Below are 23,672 nucleotides of genomic sequence, written 5' to 3'. Positions count from 1 at the left end.
TAACTAATCCAGGGGCATTCGCAGGGGCTGTGTAACATTGATTTACACCAACCGCCTGGGTGAAAAAGAGTTTTCCGCAAACGATTTAGATGGTTTAAATAGCGTAATAGTTCAAAATGGCTACCGAATAACACCAGTATCAACCCGGGCTTCGGCCTGTTCCTGCCAGGTGCGGGGCAGAGCACTTAGCAGATCGAGGCCCGTGGCGGCTTCAATGGCATCCACACTCACGCGGTAGCGGCTCCAGTCGGGGCTTACTTCCTGGTCGTTGGGAGTGTCGACGGCTACCACGCGGGCCTGGCCCGCCGCAATGCGCTGCAGGTCGTTGCTGCCTTCGGGTAATATCACCAGCACCTTCCACACCCGGGCGGGCACGGTTACCCGGCCGTTATCGAGGGTGGTGCGGGGGCCGGCCGTGCCGGTGCCGCCTTTGCCGTAGCTGCCCATGACTACGTATACCTCCTGCCCCTGGGCCACCTGGGTCCGGGTCCATTCTTCCAGCCCGCTCCAGGTGCGCTGGTTGTTGTGGCCGGCCTGAGGTATCATGTTCGTCATCAGGAACGTGGCGGAGTTGTCATCCAGGTCCGTGGTCCGGTCGGCCGAGGGACAGTTGTGGCCCCGGTCGAAGCCCGAGCCCGCATACGAGCGGGGCGTCACCTGGTAAAACTCGCGGGGAAGGGCAGGGTCGGGGCGGAAGTCGTCCTGCCGCGGGGCTTCGCCCATCCAGGCCCGGTTGAGGTGCCAGCTCACCCAGGTGGGTGTACCGCGCTGGGCGTTGTAGCTGAGCGTGTACTGGGGCTTCACCAGCAGGTAGTTGGTAGGAGTAGCCAGGCTGGCCGTTGCGCCGCTGGGGTTGCCCAAGGCCAGGTTTTCGTCCCGGCGCGTCACAATGGCTTCGGCCTGGGCTGTTTGGGCAGGCGGCAGCGCAGACGTTCCGGCGCGGGAGCTGACCGGGGGAACAGGGCCGGGCGTGCTGACCATGCTGCCGGGGGCGGGCGTAGCGCTGAGGGCGACATCGTCGATGTTGAGGCGGGCGGTGCCAGCGTCGGTTTTGCGGATTTCCAGGCGCAGGGGCGTGGAGGTAGTTCCCTCAAACGATGTGGTGACCAAGCGGGGACCCTGGGTGCGCACGGGTTGCCCCATGCGCCGGTACGTACGGCCCCCGTCCACGCTGCCCCACAGCTCCCAGGTGCTGGCGGCATCCAAGCCGTAGGCGGCGGCACTCACCTGAATGCGGCGCAGGCCGGCCGGGGCATCGAAGTTCATGCGCAAGCGGCCCTGGGCCCGGAGGCGCACGGCCTGCTTGCCGCGCTTGTGGTCCTGGTCGGCGGAGCCGATCAGGGCCTCGGTAAAGTGCCAGGAGCCGGAAGCCAGCGTTTCGTCGCCCTCCGCGTAAGAGCCTTTCTGGCCCTGCTCAAAGGTTTCCCGTACAGTAGCCGGGGCCATTTGGCTTTGCGCAGCCGGAAGTTCAGGCCGGTCGGCCGTTTCGGCGGGCTGGGAGGAGCAGGCAGCGGCTGCACTGAGCAGCAGGGCAACCGGGAGCAGGAAAAAGCGCATCACGCAGAAGGGGGTTTGGACGCTGCAAAAGTAACAGCTCCACCGCCACGGGCGCTACACGAAGATGGCCAGGGTAAGCAGGCCGGCGCCCACAACCATCCAGACCCGCACAATGCGGGAAACCAGCTGCATTTGCTGTTCGAGGGAAGCGCAATCGGAAGGAAATGACTTAAGCATAGCTCAGAAAAGGGCAATCAGAACGGGTTACTGAGAATTAAGAGTCAGCCAACCGGGAAAAGGATGCCTGCCTTAGAAAAAAAAGTAAGTATTCTGTAGGATGAATGAAGGATAGTTATGAAAATCAATGGTTTACTTACGAAGTATCTGCCGGAAAATAACGCCCGGCAGGGCGCTTAGTGCCTGATTAGGCTGTGCGGCTACGAAATACCGGTGCCCACAACCCCACCCAGGAGGCGGCACTGTGGGCACCGGTGAATGGAGGCAGCTCCGTTGTACTAGGCAGGGCCGAAGTGTTGGCGCCAGGCTTCCTCCAGCCGGGAACTGCTCAGCTGCGCGTCTACCAAACCCAAGGCACCCACGCACCAGCTTCCGCATAAGGCGCCGTACTGCAGGCATTTTTGCAAGGGCTCCTCGCGCAGAAAACCGTAGAGGAAGCCGGCAAAGAAATTGTCGCCGGCCCCGTTGCTGTCGACCACGGCGGGGGCAGGCACGGCGGCCTGCTCCAGCCACTGGCCTTCAGCCGTAAGCAGGGTAGCCCCCGCCGCACCGTGGGTGCACACCACCAGGCGCTTACCAACCGACCGCAGCTGCTCCATCACGGAGCGGTAGTCCAGTAGGTTGTCGGAGCTGAGGTGGAGGTACTGGGCCGCGGCAATAAAGGGCTGGTGGTAGGGGTTGTGGCCGTCGTAGTCGTGCAGGTCGGTCCAGATGGGATGCGGATAGTCCTGTAATAGCGGAATCAGCGGCAGGCAGTACGGAATGATGTTCAGCACCACGCACCCGCTGGTCTTGAGTAGGCCCGCCACTACGGCGTGGTCGAAGGGCAGCGTAGGGGAGGCCTGGGTAATGAACATAGAAATCCGCTGGCCCTGGGCATCCATCAGGTTCACGTGCCGCTCGGTGCCGGCTGGGTCCGTTACGTAGTGCGCTGTTACGCCCTGCGCCAGCAAATCGGCCTGGATGTGGTGGCCGTAGGCATCGTCGCCCACGGCCGAGTACAGCACATTGGGTACGCCCAGCCTGGTTAGAGGCAGGGCTTTGCCGGCCCCGGTGGAGCCCGTGCCTTCATGGAAGGGCGCCCGGTGAATGGTCTGCGGCTGCGGGCCCGGCAGCTCGGGCAGCGTTACGATATGGTCGAAGGTAGTACCTCCCAGGATGAGGGTGTGCATCACAGAGCAAAGAAGAAGGTGATGGAAAACCGCAGCAGGCCAACCAATGTACTTAGCGCAGCTCCCATACCAACGCGGTGTAAGCCGGCACGTTGGCCGTTTGCAGGTTCGGCACCACGGCATCCGTCAGCACGTCCTGGGCCGAGGTATAGCCCTGCAGGCGTTCGGCAAAGCGCTGGAGCGAAACTGTTTTGGCGGTGGCGTTGCAGTTCAGCATCACCAGCACCGCGCGGCCCTGGGCATCGTGGCGGAAATACGTATACACGCCATCTTCCGGGATGAAGTGGGTGAGCTGGCCGGTTTGCAGCACCGGGTGGGTTTTGCGGTAGTTGGCCAGCTTGCGCACGTAGGCGTGCATGTCCTGCTGAGCCGGGGTGCGGCCCGCCGCTGTGAAGGCATTTTTCGGGTCGGTAGCCCAGCCACCGGGGAAGTCTTCCCGCAACAGCCCGTCGGGGCGGCTGAAGTTCTTCATCAGCACCTCGGTGCCGTAGTACAGCTGCGGAATGCCCCGCTCAGTAAGCAGCCAGGCCAGGGCCATTTTCTGCTTGCGCACGTCCTCGCCCAGCACCGAAAATACCCGGTCTACGTCGTGGTTATCCAGGAAAATGACGTTGCGGCTGGCATCCTCGTACATCCAGTCGCCCTGCACGGCGTAGTAGAGCTTGGCCACGCCCTCGGCGTACCCGGTGGGTTTGGTCAGGCTTTCGAGCAGGGCCTGGCGCAAAATAAAGTCGATGGCCCCGGGCAGGTTGCTTTTAAAGCCGCCCACGGGCGGAAACACGTTGCGCGTCCAGAAAGCCTGCTGAGCTACGCCCTCGGTTTCCTGCATCCAGGTTTCGCCAAACATGCCCAGCTGCGGGTATTCCGCCAGAATGGCCTGTCCCCACTGCATCAGAAACCCCGGGTCGGAATAGGTGTAGGTATCCACGCGGTAGCCATCCAGGCCCGTGTACTCCACCCACCACAAGAAATTCTGGATGAGGTAAGTGGCTACTAGCGGGTTTTCCTGGGCCAGGTCGGGCATGGTCGTATCAAACCAGGTGGTGCTGAAGAGCGTGCGGTCCTGGGCGGCCCCGTGCGGGTCGTTTACCGTGCCGTTGCGGTAGTTGCCGCGCGTGAACTGGGGCCACTGGTGAAACCAGTCTTTGGCCGGCTGGTCGAGCCAGAGGTAGTGGTAGCTGCCGATGTGGTTGAGCACCACGTCGTGAATCACCTTGAGACCCTGCTGGTGGGCCCGCTGCACAAAGCGCACGTAGTCCTCATTGGTACCGTAGTGCGGGTCTACCTGGTAGTAATCGGTGAGGGCGTAGCCGTGGTAGCCGGTCCTGGGCATGTTATTGTCAACCACCGGGGTCGGCCAGATGGCCGTCACGCCCAAGTCCTTGAGGTAGTCGAAGTGCTGCTCAATACCCCGCAGGTCGCCGCCGTGGCGGGCGTACATGGAGTCGCGGGCCAAGCCGGGGGCGCGGTTGCCCTTCACCACGTCGTTGCTGGGGTCGCCGTTGGCAAACCGGTCGGGCATGAGCAGGTAAATGAAGTCGGCACTGCTGATGCCCTGCACTTTGGTTTTGTCGCCGGGCGTAGTGCGCTGGCGCAGCTCATATTCGTAGGTCGCTTTCTTTGCCCCCTTGAACTCCAGCTTGAGCTTGCCGGGCCTGGCGGTGGGGCTGATGGTGAGGTTGACGAGCAGGTAGTTGGGACTTTCCAGCTTCTGAAACCCGTCCAGCGTCACACCTTCATAGGTGGCCAGCTGTACCTGGCTGCTGGCAATACCGGGGCCGTGCACCAGTAGCTGCAGCTGGGGGTTTTTCATGCCCACCCACCAGAACGTGGGGTCGATGCGGGTGATGGGTAAGGGGCGGGGCGCGGGGGCCGTAGCCAAGGCAGTGAGGTGGCTGCTGACGAGTAGCAGCACAAAGAGCAGTTTGGGAAAGGGCATGAAAATGGGGAATAGCAAGGCGGCACCAATGGCCGCCAAGTGGGAAAATGAGTACGTCCCGCCTCGGCCAGCCAGGGCCGCGCCGAATTGGTTTGGTAAACATCAACTTCTGCCTGCCCGGGCGCGCCCCACTTTGCTACGCCGCCCCTATGTGTCCAGTGTCAATAAATTAACTAACTGATATAAAAATGCTTAGATGCTAAATAATCAGGATCCTTTTCCGAAAGTGGGACCTTGTGCCCGACTCTACTCCTCGCGGATGCCGCTGAAATACTCGCGCGGGGTTTGGTCGGTTTGCTTTTTGAAGGCGCGGTTGAAGGCCGACTTCGAGTTGAAGCCCACTTCCAGGGCCAGGGCCAGCAGGGTGTACTGCTGGGCGCGCGGCGTGGCCATCAGCTGCTTAAACTCCTCCACCCGGTAGGCATTCACAAAGTCGAAGAAGTTCTGGCCGAAGCCCTCGTTGATGACTTTAGACAGCACGTGCGGCGGCAGCTGCACGCCCCCGGCCAGCTCATGAATTGTGAGGCTGGGGTTGAGGTAGGGCTTGTGCTGCCGCATGTAGCTGGTCACGGCGGCCTGAGCGGCAGCAAGGTCCGGCATGGCGCCGGGCGGGCGGGCCGGGCGCGGAGCGGCGGGCAGATCCGCAACTGGCACCTTAGCCGCCGCAACTTCCGGAAGCGGTGCGGGGGTAGGTGGGCTGAGGATAGACGCTGCCTCCGCTTCCAGCTCAGGAGCGGCGGGAGCGGGCACCAGCCGGAAAATCTGGGGCTGATGCAAGACCACGTAGCCCAGGAAATAGGGCAGCGTAGAAAACACCAGCCAGATCAAATCCAGGTTGCGGGCTGCCAGGGAGTACACGTCGAAAGCTACCCAGCGGCTGGCCAGCACCACCCCAAACAGAAAAGCCCACAATACCAGGCATACGGCCTGAATGCCCAGCACCGTGGAGAGGTAACGCAGGTTCTGGGCGTACGACACGCTGGCTTCGTACTGCCGGGTATAGGCCTGGATGGTGCGGCGGCAGGCCAGCCAGTAGGCCCCGCTAGTGAGCAGGGCCGCCACCCCGGTCAGCAGCAGCACACCGCGTAGCATGGGCTCATGGCTGACCAGCCGGAGCTGAAACTCGTAGCTGTCGAGCAGAAAATAGGGCAGGTACCCCAGCAGCTGCAGGGCCGAGGGCACGAAGTACAGCCACTTGCGCCGCGACTGGGCCTCATTAAACAGCAGCCTTCGGATGTAGCAGTAGAACAGCGGGCCGTAGAGAAACCAAATAAAGTCGGGCACCAGCGTAAGCTGCGGGTAGGCATTGGCCACGGCCCGGTCGCTGCTTACTACCGTGAGCAGGGTAGCACCGGCGCTCAGCCCCAGCAGCCACAGCAGCCAGCGGTTGGCGGCCCGGTTGGCTTGCTGGATACTCGGAATAGCCACTAGCAGCAACCCGCCCTGGAAGCACGAAAACAGCAGAAGCAAATCGTAGAGCGAGTAGAACTGAAAAGTAGCCGTGAGGTCCTCCCAGCTTTGCACCCGCACTTCTACGTCGCCGGCCTGGGCTTGCTGGCGCGTCACGACGCGGTTGGCCCGCACCTGCCCGCGCCCGCTGCCCTCAATGGATGCCCAGCTTCCCCGCGACACTTTGTATTCGAGCCGGGGTAGGTGGGTCTGCAGGGTAAGGGCAAACAGCCCATTCGCCTGCCGGCGAAACCGGTAACGGGCATCCGCTGGCTGCCAGTTGTTGAACGACCCCACCAGGTACAAAGCTGCATCGGCGGGGGTGTTGGCAGGAAGGCTGGTGAGCACGAAATGGTAGGCTACTGGCCGCGTGGTGGGTTCGGCCGGCGAAGCGGGGGCACCAGGCAACGCAGCCTCAGCCACTCCCACGCCCCAAAGCAAAAGGAGCAACGCCAGAAAAAAACCGAATCGAAGACGGGCAAACACGGGGTAGAGCTGGTTAAGCGGGAAGGTAAAGTAAGCGCGGAAACCCAAGCTTTCCGCTGGCCGCCGGAATCTGCCGCTCGTCCGGCCCGAACGGACGCCTTGCGAAGCCCCCTTGTTGCGGCCGCGCTTGGGGCCGATAGTTACGTGCAGGGAAAGTACCAAGTGCTGCCCCCGGCGCTTACCTTGTGGCCTCTGTAGCTTATCCGTATGAACCACTCTTACCTTCTGGCCGCGGCCCTGGCCCTGACCACGCTTGGCGCCTGCTCTTCCGATTCTGCCTCGTCTTCCAAAGCCGCAGCCACCCCGGATGCGGCCTTCGATGCCTACAAGCAGCGCTTCATCGACTCACTATGGTACTATAATCCCGAATGGGCCAGCTCCCAGGGTTACCACCGCTACGACTCCGTGCTGCTCATTCCTAACCCGGCGCGCCGACAGGTGGAAGCCGCCGCTGTGGCCCGCCGCACCAAGGAGCTGCAGGCCTTTAGCGTGAAGGAGCTGTCGGTAAATAACCAAACTGATTACTACCTGCTGGAAAACCACCTGAGCTCGGCCCGGTTCTACGCCGATACCCTGCGCGACTGGGAGTGGAACCCGGCCAACTACAACCTGGGGGCTTCCGTGGGCGAAATCCTGAACGGCCGCTACCACCCTCTGGACCGGCGCCTGCGGGCCATCAGCCAGAAAATAAACCGCGCCGCCGACTTCTACGAAGCCGCCAAAGACAACATCAAGCAACCAACCAAGGAGCACACGCAACTGGCCATTCTGCAAAACGAGGGTGGCCTGGCCGTCTTCGGGCCGGCTCTCAAAGATTCGGTAGCTAAATCGGGGCTTAGCGCTGCTGAGAAAAAGGAGCTGCTGGGGCGCATTGCCACCACGCAACTCGTCATTGAAAGCTACCTGCGGTTTTTGCGGCAGGATGTGCTACCAGCGGGCAAGTTCCGCTCGTTCCGCCTGGGCAAGAACCTGTTCACCCGCAAGTTTGCCCTCGACATCCAGGCATCTAACTCGGCCGAGGAGGTCTACCAAAAGGCCCTGGTGCACAAGCAAGAACTGCTGCGCGACATGAAAACCCGCGCTGCCCGCCTCTGGCCCAAGTACTTTCCCGGCCAACCCGCGCCCACCGACTCGCTGCTGACGGTGCGCCGGGTGATCAGCAAGCTGTCGGAGAAACACGCTACGCCCGCCGGATTCGTGCAGGCCGTGAAGCACCAGATCCCGACCCTGGTGCAGTGGGTGGATCAGCACCAGCTGCTCACCCAGGACCCCGACAAGCCTCTGGTGGTGCGGGAAACGCCGCTCTATATGCGGGGCAGCGGAGCCGGCGCCAGTATTTCGGCCCCCGGCCCTTACGACAAAGCCGCCAACACCTACTACAACGTGGAGCCCCTGGATGGGCAGCCCGCTGCCCAAGCCGAAAGCTACCTGCGCGAATACAACGACTATACCCTGCAAATCCTGAACATCCACGAGGCCATTCCCGGCCACTACACGCAGCTGGTGTACGCCAACCGCAGCCCGTCCCTGGTGAAGTCGGTTTTCGGCAACGGAGCCATGATTGAAGGCTGGGCCGTGTATACCGAGCGTATGATGCTGGAAAGCGGCTACGGCGGCAACACCGATGAAATCTGGCTGATGTGGGATAAATGGAACATGCGCGTCACGCTCAACACCATTCTAGACCATGCCGTGCACGTCGACAACATTCCCGAGCAAGAGGCCGTGGCTATGCTCCTGCGCGACGGATTTCAGGAAGAAGCCGAGGCCCGCAACAAGTGGCGGCGGGCCACGCTCAGCCAGGTGCAGCTGAGCAGCTACTTCACCGGCGCCACCGAAATTCAGGATCTGCACGATGAGCTCCGGACGCGGCAGGGCCAGAAGTTCAATCTGAAAGCCTTTCACGAGCAACTGCTTAGCTACGGCAGCGCCCCGGTGAAGTACAGCCGGCAAATGATGGCCCGCAGTCTGTAGCTTGCTGAATTCCCACACGTTTGCATCAAACTGGCCCGCGCGGGAATTCTTGCTGACTTTGCATTGTCTGCTTGCGGCGTGGTCCTGCCCGTTGCGGGCCGTTTTCAAATCGTTGCTGTATGAACATTTCTAATCGTCAGGGCATTACGGATACCAACGACGAAGGCCTGCGCCGCTACGTGCACGACCATTTGAAGGTATTCGTGAAGTTCACCTCCAGCAACTGCGACATTTGTGAGCTGCTGGCTCCAGCCTTTGCCAAGTTTGCCGACGATGCCGAGTTTGAGGATATCCTCTTTATGCGGCTCGACTCCGACCAGAATCCGGTGGCCAAGAAAATGATGGCCGATAAGATTGCGCCCTTCTTCGTGGCGTATTGCCAGGGCCGGGTGCTCACCTGCGACACCCTCACATCTGAGCCGCAAGTGCGCGCCATGCTGGAAATGCTGCGCCACTACCAGCCCCAGGCAGCTTAGCGTGCGGCCCCGCCTGCACAAAGACCTCGTGGCCCTGGCGGCCGTGGTACTTACTTTGGCGCTGCTGTTTCTGTTTTTTCGGTAGGTGAGGGGGGCATGCGAAGCAGGGAAGACCATTTCACGGTAGCTTCGCGGCCGTGTTCTTCGTGCTTTCCAAACTTCTGTACGTTGCCCTGCTGCCCTCCGCGTGGCTGGTGCTGCTGGCCGTGGCGGCCGTATTTGACTGGCGGCCCCAGTGGCGGCGGCGCTGGCGCCGGGGGCTGCTGGCCTTGGTGCTGGTAGGTACCAACCTGGCGTTGGCCAACGAAGCCATGCGGGCCTGGGAGCTGCCCGCCGTACCGCTTTCGGCCGTGCCGCCGCACGATGCCGGCGTCCTCCTGACGGGCATCACCAACCAGCGCCACTCCCCTCACGACCGGGTATACCTCACCGAAGGTGCCGACCGTCTGATGCACACCCTTTGGCTGTACCGGGCCGGGCGCATCCGGCGCATCATTATTTCCGGGGGCTCCGGCAGCCTGCTCCTACGGAAAGGCCAGCGCACCGAAGCGGCGGAACTGCTGGTGTTGCTGCAACTGGCTGGGGTGCCACGGTCGGCGGTGCTGTTGGAGGATAGGAGCCACAACACCCGCGAAAACGCCCTGTTCACCAAGGAGCTGCTGGCCCGCCACCCCGATATCAAGTCGTTGGTGCTGGTGACCTCGGCTTTTCACCAGCGCCGGGCCATTGGCTGCTTTGAGCAGGCTGGCTTGCCCGTTACGCCGTTTCCGGCCGCCTTCTACAGCGTCGACCGCAGTCTTTGGGCCGATTACTGGCTTATTCCCTCGGTTGAAGCCCTGGAGCAGTGGACTAGGCTGCTCCACGAAATCAGCGGCTACCTGACTTACAAAATCCTAGGGTACTGTTAGCGCTAAAGCGGGGAGTTGACCCGGTAAGGCCGCTACCTGTGGATCTGCTTACTCAACTTTCTTTTTGGCTACGGGCGCCTCCCCGCCCACCCAGATGGACTTCTGGTTGACAAATTCCTTGATACCAAGGTGGGAAAGCTCCCGTCCGTACCCCGACTTCTTCACGCCCCCAAACGGCATTTCCGGCGACGATTTCACCAGGCTGTTGACGAATACGGCCCCCGCTTCAATGCGCCGGGCCAGCTCCTCGCCGCGCTGCGCGCTCTTCGTCCAGATGGCGGCTCCCAGGCCAAAGCGCGAGTCGTTGGCCAGGCGGATGGCGTCGTCGGCGTCTTGGGCTTCCAGGATCAGGGCTACGGGCCCGAACAACTCTTCGCTGTAGGCGCGCTGGCCGGGCTTCACGTTGGACAGCATCATGGGCCGGAAAAGGGCGGTGCCAGGCTTGCTCTGACCGCCGTAGAGCTCCACCTTCGCGCCCTGCCGCACGGAGTCTTCCACCTGTTGGGTGAGCTCATCGGCGAGGTCGGGGCGGGCGAGGGGGCCAAACTGCGTGGTTTCTTCGAGCGGGTCGCCGGTGCGCAAGGCCAGCAGGTGGGTTTTCATCTGGGCAATAAACTCCCGGATGATGGGCTTCTCCACGATAAAGCGCTTGGCCGCAATACAACTCTGCCCGGCGTTAATCATGCGGGCCTGGGCCGCCGTCTTGGCCGCCAGGGCCACATCAGCATCGGCCAGCACCACGAAGGCATCGGAGCCCCCCAACTCCAGTACCGTTTTCTTAATGGCGCGGCCGGCCGTGGCAGCCACCTCAGCCCCGGCTGGCTCCGAGCCCGTCAGCGTCACGGCCCGCACCCGGTCGTCCTCAATCAGCCGGCCTACCAGGTCGGAGCTGATGAGCAGGGTGCGGAAGGTAGCAGGAGGGAAGCCAGCGTCGTGCAACACCTGCTCCAAAGCCAGGGCGCACTGGGGCACGTTGGAAGCGTGTTTGAGCAGGCCCACGTTGCCCGCCATCAGGGCCGGGGCCGCGAAGCGCACCACCTGCCAGAAAGGGAAGTTCCAGGGCATGACGGCCAGCACCACTCCGATGGGCTCGTGGGCAATAAAGCTGCGCTGGGCCTCCGTTTTTATTTCCTCATCGGCCAGAAACTGCTCGGCGTGCTCGGCGTAGTAGTCGCAGGTGAGGGCGCACTTCAGCACTTCGGCGCGGCCATCTGCTATAGGCTTGCCCATTTCCAGGGCCATGAGGCGGGCCAACTCGTCCTGCCGCTCACGCAGCAGGGCCGCGGCGCGGTGCATCAGGCGGGCCCGGTGGGCAAACGAAGTAGTGCGCCACTCGGCTGCGGCCCGGTGGGCCTGGGCCAAAATACGTTCGGTTTTCGCCCAGCTGAAAGCCCGAAAGCGGCGCAGCACGCGCCCGGTGTAGGGGTTATAGGATTCTATGGCCATATTGACGCAGAAACTGTTCGGAAAGAAAAGCCTTTGGCAGGCCGCGGGGCCGGGACAAAATGCCGACTGGCTGGTTAAGGCTGCGTATGCTCAACGCCCGACCCGGAGCCGTGGTTTTGTTGCGGGCGGAAAATAGCAGTTAAACGAGCAGGAACTCCTACTTTTGAGCCGGATGACCGAAAATCGGCATTGGGTTCGTCACTTCAACTTTTAGCTTCGTGACATCAAAAACTTCCGAGGTAGCGGCCATAACCGAAGAGCAGCTGGTGGCGCGCCTGCGGGCCCGCGACGAGGCGGCCATGACCATCTTCTACGATAAGTACGGCACGGCCCTGTACGGCGTCATTGCCCGCATCGTCAAGAAAGAGGAAATAGCCGAAGACGTGCTGCAGGAAAGCCTGGTGAAGATCTGGCACTCCTTTCTGAGCTACGATGCCAGCAAAGGGCGGCTGTTTACCTGGGTGCTGAATATCTGCCGGAATTTAGCCATCGACAAAATCCGCTCGCGCCAGTACCGCGTAGGTACTCGCACACAGCCGCTGGAAGACAGCGCGGCCCAATGGCAGGCCGCTCCGTCCGCGTTCAAGCCCGAGCATATCGGGTTGGAGGAAATCACGCGCCAACTAAATCCGGAGCAAAAGCAGATCATCGACCTGCTGTATTTCGGCGGCTATACCCAAAGTGAAGTGGCAGAAGAACTCGACCTACCGCTCGGCACCGTGAAGACGCGGGCCCGGGCGGCCATCAAAGTACTCGCAAAATTGATTCGCTAGCCGTGGACATTCAGCAATACATCGAATCGGGCGTGCTGGAGCAGTACGTACTCGGTACGCTTACGGTTCGCGAACAACAGGAAGTTGAACAACTGGCCGCGGAGTTTCCGGCCGTGCAGCAGGAGTTGCAGGTTATCCGGCTGGCGCTGGATGGCTACGCTGCGGCCTACGCCGCTACTCCCCCCGCCGGTATGCGGGAACGGGTGCTGGCGGGCTGGCAGCAGGCTGTGCGCACTCCCAATGGCCAGGCAGCCGCCGACGAGGCACCTCGCCTGGTGGCCTCTGTGACCGCGCCGGTAGCTCCCGCGCCCCAGCCGGAGGCGGTAGTACGTTCCATCGATTCGGCGCCTTCCTCAGCCAGTAAATTTGGCTGGCTCGTAGCAGCGGCCGTGGCACTACTTACTTTGAGCGCCATTGGCAACTACCTGCTCTACAACCGCCTGAAGGAAACCGAAACTAACCTGGAGGTGGCCCGCACGGAGCAGTCACGCTACGCGGCTACCCAGCAGGCAGCCTTGAAGGAGCGCGACGACCGGGCCCGGCAGCTGGAGATTCTGCGCAGCGAGCAGTTCCGGGCCGTAGACCTCAAAGGCACACCCAACGCGCCCGATGCCCTGGCCCGCGTGTACTACAACGCCAGCTCGCACGCCGTGTACGTAGACGTGCGGCACCTGCCGGCCCTGCCCAGCGGGAAGCAATACCAGCTCTGGGCCCTCGACAAAGGCAAGCCCGTAGATGCTGGCGTGCTCACACTGGAGGCTACTACCGGCGACTCGCTGCAGCAGATGAAGGACATTGCCAGCGCCCAGGCGTTTGCCGTAACGGTGGAAAACGCCGGGGGCAGTCCCACGCCCACGCTGAGCACGATGACGGTGCTGGGTAGCATTTAAGCCATCCGGGCTGATCTGAAAGAGCGGGCTTCGTCTTCGGAGCCCGCTCTTTTACCCCGTGGGCAGCGTTGAAAATAGACGGCGGGTCGCGTTATTGTAGACTCGTACCCTCTTCTTACTCCTGTGCACGGCACCATCTTCGCCCTTCTTAAGCGTTACGTTCAGACCCAGTACGACCATAGCACCTGGTTGCGACTGGTAGAAGCTGCAGGCCTGGAGTCCGGTGACTTCAGCCACAAAGACGTGTACCCCGATGAGCAGATGGATGCGCTGGTGGGGGCCGCTGCCGGCATGACCGGCCTGCCCGTGGCGGAGCTGCAGGAGCGGTTTGGGGAATACTTGGTGCCCGACCTGATGTACATGTACCAAAAGCTGCTGCAGCCTCACTGGAACACGCTGGACATGCTGGAACATACGGAGCTGACGATGCACGCTCAGGTGCGGCGGGAGCACAGCCAGAACGCGCCCCCAGTGCTCAACGTCACGCGCCTATCGGTCCACGAGCTGGTTATCGACTACGTTTCGGCCCGCCGTATGGGGCCCCTGGCGGTGGGTATTGTGCGGGGAGTAGCGCGGTATTACGACGAAGCCGACCTGATTGACGTGACGCCCACGACCAGCGAAGATGGGCAGGAAGTGCGCATCCGGGTGCGGCGCAATCCTTTCTAGGGAAGAAATCAATTGCCGCCCCTGCCTGTTACTTACCACGCTTCCCGCACTCAACTTCTGCAAGACATGGAAAAATCTACTTACTACAACCCCGCCGACTTGGCCAAATTTTGCAACATCACCGAGTGGCAGGCCGAAATGGGCAACAAGTTCTTTGGCTACTACGCCGAGGTGTTTAAGGAAGGGGCCCTCACGGAGCGCGAAAAAGCCCTCATTGCCCTGGCCGTAGCCCACGCTGTGCAGTGCCCCTATTGCATCGACGCTTACACGACCGATTCACTCCAGAAAGGTGCCGACGAGGCCCAGATGATGGAGGCGGTGCACGTGGCGGCCGCCATCAAGGGTGGCGCCGTGCTGGTGCACGGAGTGCAGATGATGAACAAGGCCAAGGAACTCAGTATGTAATACCAGGGGAGGGGAGGAAATGAACAGGGGGGATGCCAGGCATCTGAATCATTTCACTTGTTTCCTCCTTATGCTTACTCTGCCTACTCACTACGTATGAAGTCTCTCCATGCCCGGCAGGCCCCGCTAGCCGATACGGGCTACCAGCTGACGGTGCTGACCCAGGCCGAAGCCGGGGGCGCCCACCTGCCGCCTTTCGCGCACCAGCTGCGGGAAAGCGGGCTGCTGCCCCTGCGCCCCACGTCCCTGGCTGTGATGCAGATTAACGTGGGCAAGATGTGCAACCAGACCTGCCGGCACTGCCACGTGGATGCCGGACCCGACCGCACCGAAATCATGACGCGGGAAACAATGGCGCAGTGCCTGACGGCCCTGGCTCAGACCGATATCGGCGTGGTGGACCTGACGGGCGGCGCGCCCGAAATGAACCCGGACTTCCGGTGGCTGGTTGAGCAGATATCGGCCCTGGGGCGGCAAACCATTGTGCGCTGCAACCTGACCATCATCGTGGCCAACCCGAAGTACCACGACTTGCCGGAGTTTTTTGCGCGCCACCGGGTCCGGGTGGTGTCTTCGTTGCCGCACTTCTCGGCCGCCCGCACCGATGCCCAGCGCGGGGACGGCGTTTTTGCCCGCTCCATTCGGGGATTGAAAATGCTGAACGCCGTGGGCTACGGGGTGGAGGGCTCGGGGTTGGAGCTGGATTTGGTGTACAATCCCTCGGGTGCGTTTATGCCTGGAAATCAGATCAGTTTGGAGCGCGAGTTCAAGCAGCGCCTGGGCCGGGAGCACGGCATCGTGTTCAACAGCCTGCTTACCATCACCAACCTGCCCGTGAGCCGCTTCCTGGAATACCTGCTGGAAAGCGGTAACTACGAGAGCTACATGGAGAAGCTGGTGGCGGCCTACAACCCGGTGGCGGCGGCCAACGTGATGTGCCGCAGCACCCTGAGCATTGGCTGGGATGGGCAGCTCTACGACTGCGACTTCAACCAAATGCTGGAGCTGCCCGTGGATGCCCAGGCTCCGCAGCACATCCGCGACTTCAACGAGCAACGCCTCCAGGATCGGTCTATCGTCATCAACCAGCACTGCTACGGGTGCACGGCGGGGGCCGGCTCCAGCTGCGGCGGTGCTACCACCTAGCGGCAATTTCTCTGGGCATGTACTCTCCCCCAATTCCGCTGAAAAAGGCCGCCTCGTCGGCTGCCTGGCGAAAAATCCGGTTGCTGGTTGTGCTGCTGGGTTGTGCCCTATCGGCGTGCGGCCAGCAGCGGGAGCCGGCGCCTTCCTCTACTTCTATGTCGGCTTACGACCACATGCTGCGGCTTTTGTTTAAGCCCACTGTTCCCTACATCCAGAGCCGCGAGCTGGCGGAGCTCTTGCGCAAGAATCCGGCTGGAGTGCTCCTGCTCGATACCCGCGGGGCGGCCGAATACCAGGTAAGCCATTTGCCCGGGGCGCGCTTCGTCGACTTCACTGCGTTTCGGCAGCTGAACCTACAGGGCCTGGCTCGCACCCAGCCGGTAGTGGTGTATTGTTCGGTGGGGGCCCGCAGTGAGCAGGTGGGCGCGTGGCTGCGGGAACAGGGCTTTCGGAACGTGCACAACCTCTACGGCGGCCTGTTTCAGTGGGTAAACGACGGACACGGCGTGGTAAACGCCCAGGGCCCTACCGAGAAGGTGCACCCCTATTCGGTGCTGTGGCGGCCCTGGCTAAAGCGTGGCACTCCCGCCTATGAGTAAGCCCGCCGCCCATCTGCTGGTGTTTGCGCGCTACCCCGAGCTGGGGAAAGTGAAGACGCGCCTGGCGGCCGACATTGGGGACGAAGCGGCGCTGGCCGTGTACCGGCAGCTGCTGGCCCATACCCGAGCCGTAGTGGCCCCGCTGGCGGTGCATAAAACCGTTTGGCTGGCTTCCCCCGGTCCGGCCGCTGACCGTACCGACCACTGGGCCGGGTACGACCAACTACCCCAAACGCCCGGCGACTTGGGCGCTAAGATGGAAGCCGCTTTTGCCCACGCGTTTGACGCTGGCGCCCGGCAGGTGCTCATCATCGGCACCGACTGCCCGGGGCTAGCTACTGCTCATCTGGCTGAGGCGCTGCAGGCCCTCGAAACCCACGAGCTGGTGCTGGGCCCCGCCGCCGATGGCGGTTACTACCTTTTGGGCATGAAGCAGCTGTACCCAGCGCTTTTCCGGCAGAAACCCTGGAGCACCTCGGCGGTGCAGGATGCTACCTTGCATGACGCTACCCAACTGGGCCTGCGGGTACACCTGCTCCCGGAACTGCACGATGTAGATACCGCCGCCGACCTGGCCCGATGGAAGCAGTCCTTCTGAACCCCGCTTATCGTACGTACATGTCCGAAGAAAACGCGCTTTTAAGGTTGAAGAGGTACAGCAGCACATGCCTGGTACCGGTAGCGGCGCTGCTGGCCGGCGCCTGCGCCCAGTCTCCGCAGACCGCACCGCCCGGGTTGGCCCCGGAAGTAGCGCAACACTTCGACGCCGGCTGGGCGCAGCGGGCTTGGTGGGATGATGGGCTGGCCGAGGTAGCTACCTATGAGGCCGAGCGCGTTATTTACAACAAGCCCCGGCAGTTTGAGTACACCCTAATTACCGTGAAGGAAGATTTCAATCGCCAATTCAACGTCAAAACCGACGACTACCAGCGGCCCGACTTATTTCCGGTGATGAAGGTGAACGAGTTCTGCCGCATCCCGACCGACAACTACCCGTACCACTTTCTTACCTCTCTTTTCTTTCCGCGGGAGCAGCCTACGGCCCTGCACAAGCTCACCACTTCCTCGCAGGAGTGGTGCGGAACCACGTTTAAAGCCGTGCAGGCAGGTTCAACGGGCTACCAGCTAACCTACAATTCCTACTGGGACGGGCAGGGGGAAGGCACGCGGCCGCTGCCCGGTGCTATGCTATTCGAGGATGCGCTGCCCTACACCTTGCGGAGCCTGCGCTTCGACCAGCCCGGAGCCTTCAACGTGCCCATCTGCGAGCTGCAGCAAACCAGTAAAGCCACCCCGCCGGTACTGTATCAGGCGCGTGTTCAAGTGGAAGCATCCGCCCAGGAGCTAGCGCAGCCCGCCTGGCAGGTGACGGTACAGCTGGACAGCGCCAAGACCAATACTTACTGGTTTGCCAAAGCCTACCCCAATCTGCTGCTCCGCCAGCAAACCTGGGACGGCCGCACACTGAACCTGAAATCCGTGCGACGCTACGCGTACTGGCAGCATTAAAGCGCCTATAGTCAATTCTTAGCCAGTCTGGCCAAAGCCGCCCTCCAGGGCTGTTCCACTACCAGCACCAGCAGCACAACGGCGTATTCCACGCCTAGCAGCCAGGGGTTTTCGGCGTAGCCGCTGAACTGATAAGCGGCGTAGGATACCACGGCCATGGCCCCCCACACCAACGCAAACCGGTACGGAGTAAATACGCTCAGGGCCACCAGGGGCGTCAGATACCACGGGTGTACTACGGTAGCCATAAGGTAATACAGCGTGAGCAGCAGCAGCAGCGTGCCTGGCAGCGTAGCCACCGTTGGGCGCTTTTCCCGCCAGGCTATGCCCAACATGCCCACCGCGGCCAGTAAGGCCAGCCCAGGCCCAATCAAAGCAATTTTGTTGTAGCCCCAGTACAGGTAGCCCAGGGCGCGCAACAGGTAGTAAAGGCTGGCATTGAACTCAAATGTGCGAAAGTACAGCCCCAGGCTTTGCCCGATGTGTTGGAGCAGGTCGGGAGTCAGGAAGGGGGCAAAAAGCAGCAGCGTCGTCAGGCCGCACAGTAGCCCGTAGCCCACGGCGCGTCGCCAGCCCAGGCGCCGAACCAGTAGGGGCAAGGCCACCAGCGGCAGCAGCTTAGTCGCTACGGCCAGCCCCAGCACCCCCGCCGAGGCCCGCCAGCGCCCCCGGCCCAGCAAAGCTCCCGCCGCCAGCAGACCCGCAATAACCACGGCCTCGAAGTGCAGGTTGCCCGTTAGCTCGACTATTACCAAGGGGTGCAGCAGGTACCACAGCGCCTGGGTTTTGGGCAGCTGCAGGGCACTTAAGAGCCGCAGCAGTAGCACGGCCGTAAGCGCCTCCGCCGCCAGCAGGAGCAGGCGGATAACCCAAATAAAACCCGTAGCCGAAGTCGGGAAAAGGTAAGCCCCGGCGGCAAACGCCGCCTGGCACACGGGCGGATAAACCGAGTAGTAGCGGGGCGAGTTGAGGGCAGGATACAACGCCCGCAGCTCCCGCGCCAGGGCCGGCGGCAGCGGGGTAGGAGGACGCGCGGCCACCAGCTCCCGGGGTTGGTAGCGGAAGGGGTTGAAGCCATGCACCACCAGCAGCCCGTCCCAGCGGAAGCGGTGGTAGTCATCGGAAAGGGCGGGCGTAGCCGGCAGCCAGAGCAGCCGCAGCAGCAGTGCTACGGTCAGGCCCAGCCAGAGCGGCACGCGGGCCCACAGCAGAGCCGTGTAGCCGGCAAAGGCCAGCAGCAGCAAGCCCAGCAGCTGAGCCGTATGCGCCCGCGGGGTGGAGTAAGCCAGGGCCAGGTGGGCGCCCGCGCTAAGCACCATGGCCGTGCCCAGCCACGCCGTCCGGCGGGTGCTCATGCCGCCTGGCGGTTATGGCGCACCGAGTAGGAAAACACCAGCCCAAAGCCCACCGTCAGCAGCAGGTGAAAGGGGGCCAGCCCCAGCTCCCGGAAATAGACGCCCACGCCCAGCCCGAACAGGAAATACAAGGCCAGCAGCCCTTCCAGGACCGTAAGCACATCCAGGGAGCCGGTGCGGTAGCGCCGCCGCAGCCAGCTGCTTTGCCGCTTCACCACGCCCAGCTTGGGCGTGCGCACAAACGCCGACTGCCGCCCCGCCAAACCCAGCACTACCGCTTGGGCATTATGCAGGGAAAAGCCCATGGAAACGGCCAGAAACAAGAGAAACCGCCCGCCAAAGCCCAGGCCCCGGGAAGTGGTAGCCGGCTCCTGCTCCCAGGCCGTGTAGTAATAGTACAGCAGCGGGAGCAGCGTAAGCAGAAACACCGAGGCCAATTGGAACAAGGGGCGCAGGGCCGGGGAATGATGCTTGATGAATACCATGGGTACGCTGAGCAGGGCCATCAGCAGCACCACCACAAACACGCTGCTGTTGAGCAGGTGAAACAGCGCGTGCAGCTTGGTGGCGGCCGTTTCGCCGGAGCGGAGCACCCGGCCCAGGTGCTTGCGGGCCGTTTCGGCGGCGCCCTTGTTCCAGCGAAACTGCTGCGACTTCACGGCATCCATGGCCGCGGGCAGTTCGGCGGGGGCCACCACGCCGGGCAGGTAGGCAATGCGCCAGCCGCGCAGCTGGGCCCGGTAGCTCAGGTCGAGGTCTTCGGTGAGCGTATCCGAGTGCCACCCGCCGGCATCGGCAATGCAGGCGCGGCGCCACACGCCCCCGGTGCCGTTGAAGTTGAGGAAGTGCCGGCCGGCGGCCCGGCCCACCTGCTCCACCAGAAAGTGGGCGTTCAGGGCAAAAGCCTGGAGCTCCGTGAGCAGGGAAAAACCTTGGTTTAAATGGCCCCAGCGGGTTTGGACCACGCCTACCTTCGGCTGGGAGAAATACGGAATGGTGCGCTCCAGGAAATCGGGTGGGGGCACGAAGTCGGCGTCGAAGATGGCCACGAACTCGCCCTCGGTGAGCGTGAGGCCGTGGGCCAGTGCCCCGGCCTTGTACCCCTCGCGGGAGGGCCGGCGCACGTGGTCGATGTGCAGGCCCCGGCGGCGGTAGAAGTCCACGCGCGCCGCCGCCACGGCCACCGATTCGTCGGTGCCATCGTCGAGCACCTGGATGTGCAGGCGGCCGGCCGGGTACCTGAGGGCCGCGGCGGCATCAATCAGCCGCTCCACCACAAACAGCTCGTTGTAGACGGGCAGCTGCACGGTTACCAGGGGCCACTGCGCGGGCGGCGCGGGGGCGGGCAGGGGAGTGGCGCGGTAGGCCTGCCGCGCCAGCTGCGTGAGGTGAAACTGCGAAAGGCTGAAGCCCAGCATGAAAAGCAGGCACCCGCCATACAGTATCACTAGGGCAACTTCCATGCGGTGCGGGGGTGTCGTTTGGGTAAGCGGTTTAGTAGATTTTGTATTTTATAAAATTCTATAAATCAGTAAGTATTGTTGTTGTATATGAATACGAGGTTTGGTTTCATCTGCCCTGAAGCCCAGGCCGGGGGCAGCGGGGGCGCAAGCTAGCAAAACCGACTTCAACTACGCCAGTAGCGGAAGATGGTCCAGAGGATTTTGTAGCCGGCCCCCAGCGTGCCTTTCACCGTGCCCGACACCTTGCTGGTGCCAATGCGGCGGCGGTAGCGCACGGGTACTTCCACGCTGCGCAGCCCCAGGCGGGCGGCTTTCAGCTGCATTTCCACCGTCCAGCCGTAGGTCTGGTCCTGCATCCCGATACGTTGCAGGGCCTCCCGCCGGATTGCCCGGAAGGGGCCCAGGTCGGTAAACTGCGCCCCGTAGAGGGTGCGCAGCAGGGACGTCGCCAGCCAGTTGCCGAAGATCTGCTGGGGCAGCATGGAGCCCGCCTCGCGCTGCCCCAGCGCCCGGGAGCCGATAACCAGGTCGGCGCGGCCCTCCAGGAGCGGGGCCACCAGCTGGGTCATTTCCTCCGGGTAGTCAGAATAATCCCCGTCCAGAAACACGATGATATCGGCCTGCTCGGCGAGGGGGCGCGCAAAGCAGTGGGCCATGCCGGCCAGGCAGGCAAAGCCGTAGCCGGGGCGGGGCTCCCGCACCACGGTAGCCCCGGCGGCCCGGGCGGCGGCCCCGGTTTCGTCGGTGGAGTTATTATCGACTACCACCACCTCCCGCGCCAGGCCCGCCGGAATTTCGGCCAGCACTTTCCCAATGGAGTGCTGCTCGTTGTAGGCGGGAATGATAACGTCGATGACGGCCATGGGGGCGCGGAAGGGAACAGATGAGCTGGCAAAGATGCAGCGCCTGCGGCAACCTTTCGCGCCGGAACGGGTTGAAAGCAGATTCTCCCAATACTTTCCTTTGCCAGTACCATGTTGCACGTAGGCCAGCCCGCCCCCGACTTTACTTTGAAAACCACCGACGGTACTACCTTCCGCCTTTCCGAGCAGCGGGGCCGGGCCGTGGTGCTGTACTTCTACCCCAAAGACGACACCCCCGGCTGCACCGCGCAGGCCTGCTCCTTCCGCGACCAGTACCAGGACTTTCAGGACCTGGGGGCCGAGGTAGTCGGTATCAGCTCCGACTCGGAAGCCTCCCACCAGAAGTTCACCCAGAAGCACCGGCTGCCCTTCCCGCTGCTGGCCGATGAGGGAGGGCGCGTGCGTAAGCTCTACGAAGTGCCCCGCGCCCTGCTGGGTATTCTGCCTGGTCGCGTCACATTTGTTATTGACCAGGAAGGAATTGTGCAGTATATTTTTAACTCGCTAAACCGCGCCACCGACCACGTGAGCGAGGCCAAGCAGGTGCTGACCACCCTGCAGCGGGCCTAAACCAGATAATGGCCCCCCGCAGTAGTCTAGAATGGAGATAATGACGTGTGAAACTGACCTGACGACATGGGGGAGCTGCTGACTGATCTGCTGCACCGCGCGCAGCGAAACCGCCGGGTAGTGTCCCTGCAAACCAGCGGGGGCATGTACCTGGGCTACGTGCTGAGCCATAACCCGGAGCTGCTCCTGCTGCGCACCATCACGCCCCAGGGCTTGCCCACCGGGGTGCGCACGCTCAGCCTGGGCGAGGTGTCGCAGGTGCATTTCGACGACCGGTACGTGCGTCTGATCGAGTTCAAGGAAAACAACCCCGAAGCCGTTTACGGCGTGGCCGTGGCCCCCGATGGGCTGGAGCAGCAGTACCTGACAGTGCCCGTGCTGCTCCAGCGCGCCCAGGAAGTGCGCCAGCTCGTGCAGCTCGAAACGCTGACGGACCACAACCTGTTTGGCTACGTAACCCGCCTTACCGATGACGAGCTGCTGGTGGAGGCCTACACGCAGTATGGTGAGGCAGATGGGCACACGGTGCTCCGCCTGGAGGACGTTCGAAGCGTGATTTGGAGCGACGAGGACTCCCGCACTATTGAGCTGCTGCTGCGCGCCCGCAAAGAGCGGCCCGCGTAAAACCCTGCAGCAGCTGACTTTTGGGGGCGAGGCGCGTACAACTTCGCGTACCGTCTGGCTCCCCGCTTATGCTTCGCTTGCTCTTTACCTGCTTTGGCTTCCTGGCCGCGCTGGCCTGCCTGGCCCAGCCTGCCTCCACCGTACCTGCTTCGCTCAACGCTACGCTCGACGGCTATGCGTATCCTTTTCCGGTAAGCTACTTGCCACTCAAGCTGGAGGCGAAACCGGTGCGCATGGCGTACATGGACGTGCCGGCAGCCGCCAAGGCCAATGGCCGCACCGTGGTGCTGCTGCACGGCAAAAACTTCTTCGGGGCGTACTGGCGCGAGACCATCAAGGCCCTGACGGCCGCCGGGTTCCGGGTAGTGGTGCCCGATCAGGTGGGCTTTGGCAGGTCCGACAAGCCGGATATTCACTACTCCTTTCACCAGCTGGCCCAGAACACGCGCCACCTGCTCGATACGCTGGGCGTGCGCAAGGCCGTGGTGGTGGGGCACAGCATGGGCGGGATGCTGGCCACGCGCTTTGCCCTCATGTACCCGGAAGCCACCGAGAAGCTGGTGCTCGAAAATCCCATCGGGCTGGAAGACTACCGCGTGGGTGTACCCTACCAAACCATAGCCCAGGCCGAAGCCACCGAGCTGAAAAGTACCGAAGCCAGCATCCGCAAGTACCACGCTACCTACTACCCCCACGGCTACCCCGCCACCCACGACGAGTGGCTGCTACCCCTGGCCGCCCAAACCCGCCACCCCGATTTTCTGCAGGTAGCCCGCGTCAACGCTCTCACCTTTGATATGATCTACCAGCAGCCGGTGAGCTACGAGTTCAGCCGGGTGCAGGTGCCCACGCTGCTCATCATCGGCCAGGATGACCGCACCGTGGTGGGCAAGGGCCTCATCAAAGACCCCCAAACCCTAGCCGCCATGGGCCAGTATCCCGAGCTGGGCCGCCGCACCGCCGCGCAAATTAGAGGCAGCAAGCTGGTTGCGCTGCCGGGCGTAGGCCACATCCCGCACCTGGAAGCCCCAGCCAAGTTTCAGGCGGCGCTGCTGGCTTTTTTGCGGTGAAGCGTATCGGCAGCGGAGCTACGCGCGAAAACGGCCAACGCCGACTACTGCTTCTGCCAGTTACATTTCCAGTTCGTTTAGGTCAGCACAAGGTGCGCCTAACCTCAGGCCGATGGCTGCTTCCAGGTGGGGCGCGGCCTGAGCTACTATTT

At 62.6% G+C, this 23,672-nt stretch carries 23 protein-coding genes; 14 read left to right on the top strand and 9 right to left on the bottom strand.

From position 1 onward, the window contains the following. Nucleotides 1-120: 120 nt before the first annotated feature. From FY528_RS21585 to FY528_RS14430, 5 genes are all read right to left on the bottom strand, one after another. Nucleotides 121-1,557: a DNA/RNA non-specific endonuclease gene (locus tag FY528_RS21585; RefSeq protein ID WP_262384008.1), complete on the bottom strand. Its 1,437-nt coding sequence runs from the start codon at nucleotides 1,555-1,557 to the stop codon at nucleotides 121-123. A 54-nt stretch (nucleotides 1,558-1,611) separates the two neighbouring features. Continuing rightward, a complete protein-coding gene (locus FY528_RS21580; RefSeq protein ID WP_262384007.1) occupies nucleotides 1,612-1,734 on the bottom strand; it encodes a hypothetical protein in 123 nt (40 codons plus the stop codon). Nucleotides 1,735-2,012: 278 nt separating this feature from the next. Next, nucleotides 2,013-2,906 carry a carbohydrate kinase family protein gene (locus tag FY528_RS14440; protein WP_187632132.1) on the bottom strand — a complete coding sequence of 298 codons (894 nt, stop codon included), beginning with the start codon at nucleotides 2,904-2,906 and terminating at the stop codon, nucleotides 2,013-2,015. A 52-nt stretch (nucleotides 2,907-2,958) separates the two neighbouring features. After that, complete coding sequence (locus tag FY528_RS14435) at nucleotides 2,959-4,845, bottom strand: glycoside hydrolase family 13 protein (protein ID WP_149071737.1); 1,887 nt, start codon at nucleotides 4,843-4,845, stop codon at nucleotides 2,959-2,961. A gap of 246 nt (nucleotides 4,846-5,091) precedes the next feature. Then, nucleotides 5,092-6,744, bottom strand: a complete 1,653-nt coding sequence (locus FY528_RS14430; protein ID WP_187632131.1) for a helix-turn-helix domain-containing protein — start codon at nucleotides 6,742-6,744, stop codon at nucleotides 5,092-5,094. Nucleotides 6,745-6,987: 243 nt separating this feature from the next. On the opposite strand from FY528_RS14430, the gene FY528_RS14425 reads away from it, so the two are divergent. From FY528_RS14425 to FY528_RS14415, 3 genes are all read left to right on the top strand, one after another. Then, nucleotides 6,988-8,754 (top strand): DUF885 domain-containing protein, encoded by a 1,767-nt coding sequence (locus FY528_RS14425; RefSeq protein WP_149071735.1) that lies wholly within the window; start codon nucleotides 6,988-6,990, stop codon nucleotides 8,752-8,754. A 119-nt stretch (nucleotides 8,755-8,873) separates the two neighbouring features. Then, on the top strand, nucleotides 8,874-9,230 hold the full coding sequence (locus tag FY528_RS14420) for a thioredoxin family protein (protein ID WP_149071734.1): 357 nt from the start codon (nucleotides 8,874-8,876) through the stop codon (nucleotides 9,228-9,230). A 146-nt stretch (nucleotides 9,231-9,376) separates the two neighbouring features. Then, the gene (locus tag FY528_RS14415) at nucleotides 9,377-10,138 is read left to right on the top strand and encodes a YdcF family protein (protein WP_149071733.1); all 762 of its coding nucleotides are present in this window, start codon (nucleotides 9,377-9,379) and stop codon (nucleotides 10,136-10,138) included. Nucleotides 10,139-10,186: 48 nt separating this feature from the next. Here FY528_RS14415 and FY528_RS14410 read toward each other — a convergent pair whose 3' ends face one another. Next, nucleotides 10,187-11,584: an NAD-dependent succinate-semialdehyde dehydrogenase gene (locus tag FY528_RS14410; RefSeq protein WP_149071732.1), complete on the bottom strand. Its 1,398-nt coding sequence runs from the start codon at nucleotides 11,582-11,584 to the stop codon at nucleotides 10,187-10,189. A 218-nt stretch (nucleotides 11,585-11,802) separates the two neighbouring features. On the opposite strand from FY528_RS14410, the gene FY528_RS14405 reads away from it, so the two are divergent. The 8 genes from FY528_RS14405 to FY528_RS14370 all read left to right on the top strand — a co-directional run bounded on the left by FY528_RS14405 (nucleotide 11,803) and on the right by FY528_RS14370 (nucleotide 17,575). Next, nucleotides 11,803-12,357, top strand: coding sequence for an RNA polymerase sigma factor (locus FY528_RS14405; RefSeq protein ID WP_232066313.1), 555 nt, complete (start codon nucleotides 11,803-11,805; stop codon nucleotides 12,355-12,357). Nucleotides 12,358-12,359: 2 nt separating this feature from the next. Next, nucleotides 12,360-13,247, top strand: coding sequence for an anti-sigma factor (locus tag FY528_RS14400; protein ID WP_149071731.1), 888 nt, complete (start codon nucleotides 12,360-12,362; stop codon nucleotides 13,245-13,247). A gap of 123 nt (nucleotides 13,248-13,370) precedes the next feature. Then, complete coding sequence (locus tag FY528_RS14395; protein WP_168683009.1) at nucleotides 13,371-13,916, top strand: heme NO-binding domain-containing protein; 546 nt, start codon at nucleotides 13,371-13,373, stop codon at nucleotides 13,914-13,916. Nucleotides 13,917-13,982: 66 nt separating this feature from the next. Next, the gene (locus FY528_RS14390) at nucleotides 13,983-14,321 is read left to right on the top strand and encodes an arsenosugar biosynthesis-associated peroxidase-like protein (RefSeq protein WP_149071729.1); all 339 of its coding nucleotides are present in this window, start codon (nucleotides 13,983-13,985) and stop codon (nucleotides 14,319-14,321) included. A 96-nt stretch (nucleotides 14,322-14,417) separates the two neighbouring features. Then, on the top strand, nucleotides 14,418-15,467 hold the full coding sequence (arsS, locus tag FY528_RS14385) for an arsenosugar biosynthesis radical SAM (seleno)protein ArsS (protein WP_149071728.1): 1,050 nt from the start codon (nucleotides 14,418-14,420) through the stop codon (nucleotides 15,465-15,467). Nucleotides 15,468-15,484: 17 nt separating this feature from the next. Then, nucleotides 15,485-16,066 (top strand): rhodanese-like domain-containing protein, encoded by a 582-nt coding sequence (locus FY528_RS14380; RefSeq protein ID WP_149071727.1) that lies wholly within the window; start codon nucleotides 15,485-15,487, stop codon nucleotides 16,064-16,066. Beyond that, complete coding sequence (locus FY528_RS14375) at nucleotides 16,059-16,664, top strand: TIGR04282 family arsenosugar biosynthesis glycosyltransferase (RefSeq protein WP_149071726.1); 606 nt, start codon at nucleotides 16,059-16,061, stop codon at nucleotides 16,662-16,664. Before FY528_RS14380 ends, FY528_RS14375 begins: the two co-directional genes overlap by 8 nt. A 20-nt stretch (nucleotides 16,665-16,684) precedes the next feature. Then, on the top strand, nucleotides 16,685-17,575 hold the full coding sequence (locus tag FY528_RS14370) for a hypothetical protein (protein ID WP_262384006.1): 891 nt from the start codon (nucleotides 16,685-16,687) through the stop codon (nucleotides 17,573-17,575). Between the two features lie 11 nt (nucleotides 17,576-17,586). Here the strand turns inward: FY528_RS14370 and FY528_RS14365 are convergent, their stop codons facing one another. The 3 genes from FY528_RS14365 to FY528_RS14355 all read right to left on the bottom strand — a co-directional run bounded on the left by FY528_RS14365 (nucleotide 17,587) and on the right by FY528_RS14355 (nucleotide 21,256). Continuing rightward, entirely contained in the window at nucleotides 17,587-18,930 is a 1,344-nt protein-coding gene (locus FY528_RS14365; RefSeq protein ID WP_149071725.1) for an MptA/MptB family glycosyltransferase, read from the bottom strand. Then, nucleotides 18,927-20,393: a cellulose synthase family protein gene (locus FY528_RS14360; RefSeq protein ID WP_187632130.1), complete on the bottom strand. Its 1,467-nt coding sequence runs from the start codon at nucleotides 20,391-20,393 to the stop codon at nucleotides 18,927-18,929. The genes FY528_RS14365 and FY528_RS14360 overlap by 4 nt, the downstream gene beginning before the upstream one ends. A gap of 164 nt (nucleotides 20,394-20,557) precedes the next feature. After that, entirely contained in the window at nucleotides 20,558-21,256 is a 699-nt protein-coding gene (locus FY528_RS14355) for a glycosyltransferase family 2 protein (RefSeq protein WP_149071724.1), read from the bottom strand. A 111-nt stretch (nucleotides 21,257-21,367) separates the two neighbouring features. On the opposite strand from FY528_RS14355, the gene FY528_RS14350 reads away from it, so the two are divergent. The 3 genes from FY528_RS14350 to FY528_RS14340 all read left to right on the top strand — a co-directional run bounded on the left by FY528_RS14350 (nucleotide 21,368) and on the right by FY528_RS14340 (nucleotide 23,520). Beyond that, nucleotides 21,368-21,826 carry a peroxiredoxin gene (locus FY528_RS14350; RefSeq protein ID WP_149071723.1) on the top strand — a complete coding sequence of 153 codons (459 nt, stop codon included), beginning with the start codon at nucleotides 21,368-21,370 and terminating at the stop codon, nucleotides 21,824-21,826. Between the two features lie 66 nt (nucleotides 21,827-21,892). Then, a complete protein-coding gene (locus FY528_RS14345) occupies nucleotides 21,893-22,450 on the top strand; it encodes a hypothetical protein (protein ID WP_149071722.1) in 558 nt (185 codons plus the stop codon). Between the two features lie 68 nt (nucleotides 22,451-22,518). After that, entirely contained in the window at nucleotides 22,519-23,520 is a 1,002-nt protein-coding gene (locus FY528_RS14340; RefSeq protein ID WP_149071721.1) for an alpha/beta fold hydrolase, read from the top strand. Nucleotides 23,521-23,672: the final 152 nt, after the last annotated feature.

The organism is Hymenobacter lutimineralis (assembly GCF_008271285.1).
GTDB classification, from domain to species: domain Bacteria; phylum Bacteroidota; class Bacteroidia; order Cytophagales; family Hymenobacteraceae; genus Hymenobacter; species Hymenobacter lutimineralis.
This window is presented reverse-complemented; position numbering and strand designations above follow the sequence as displayed.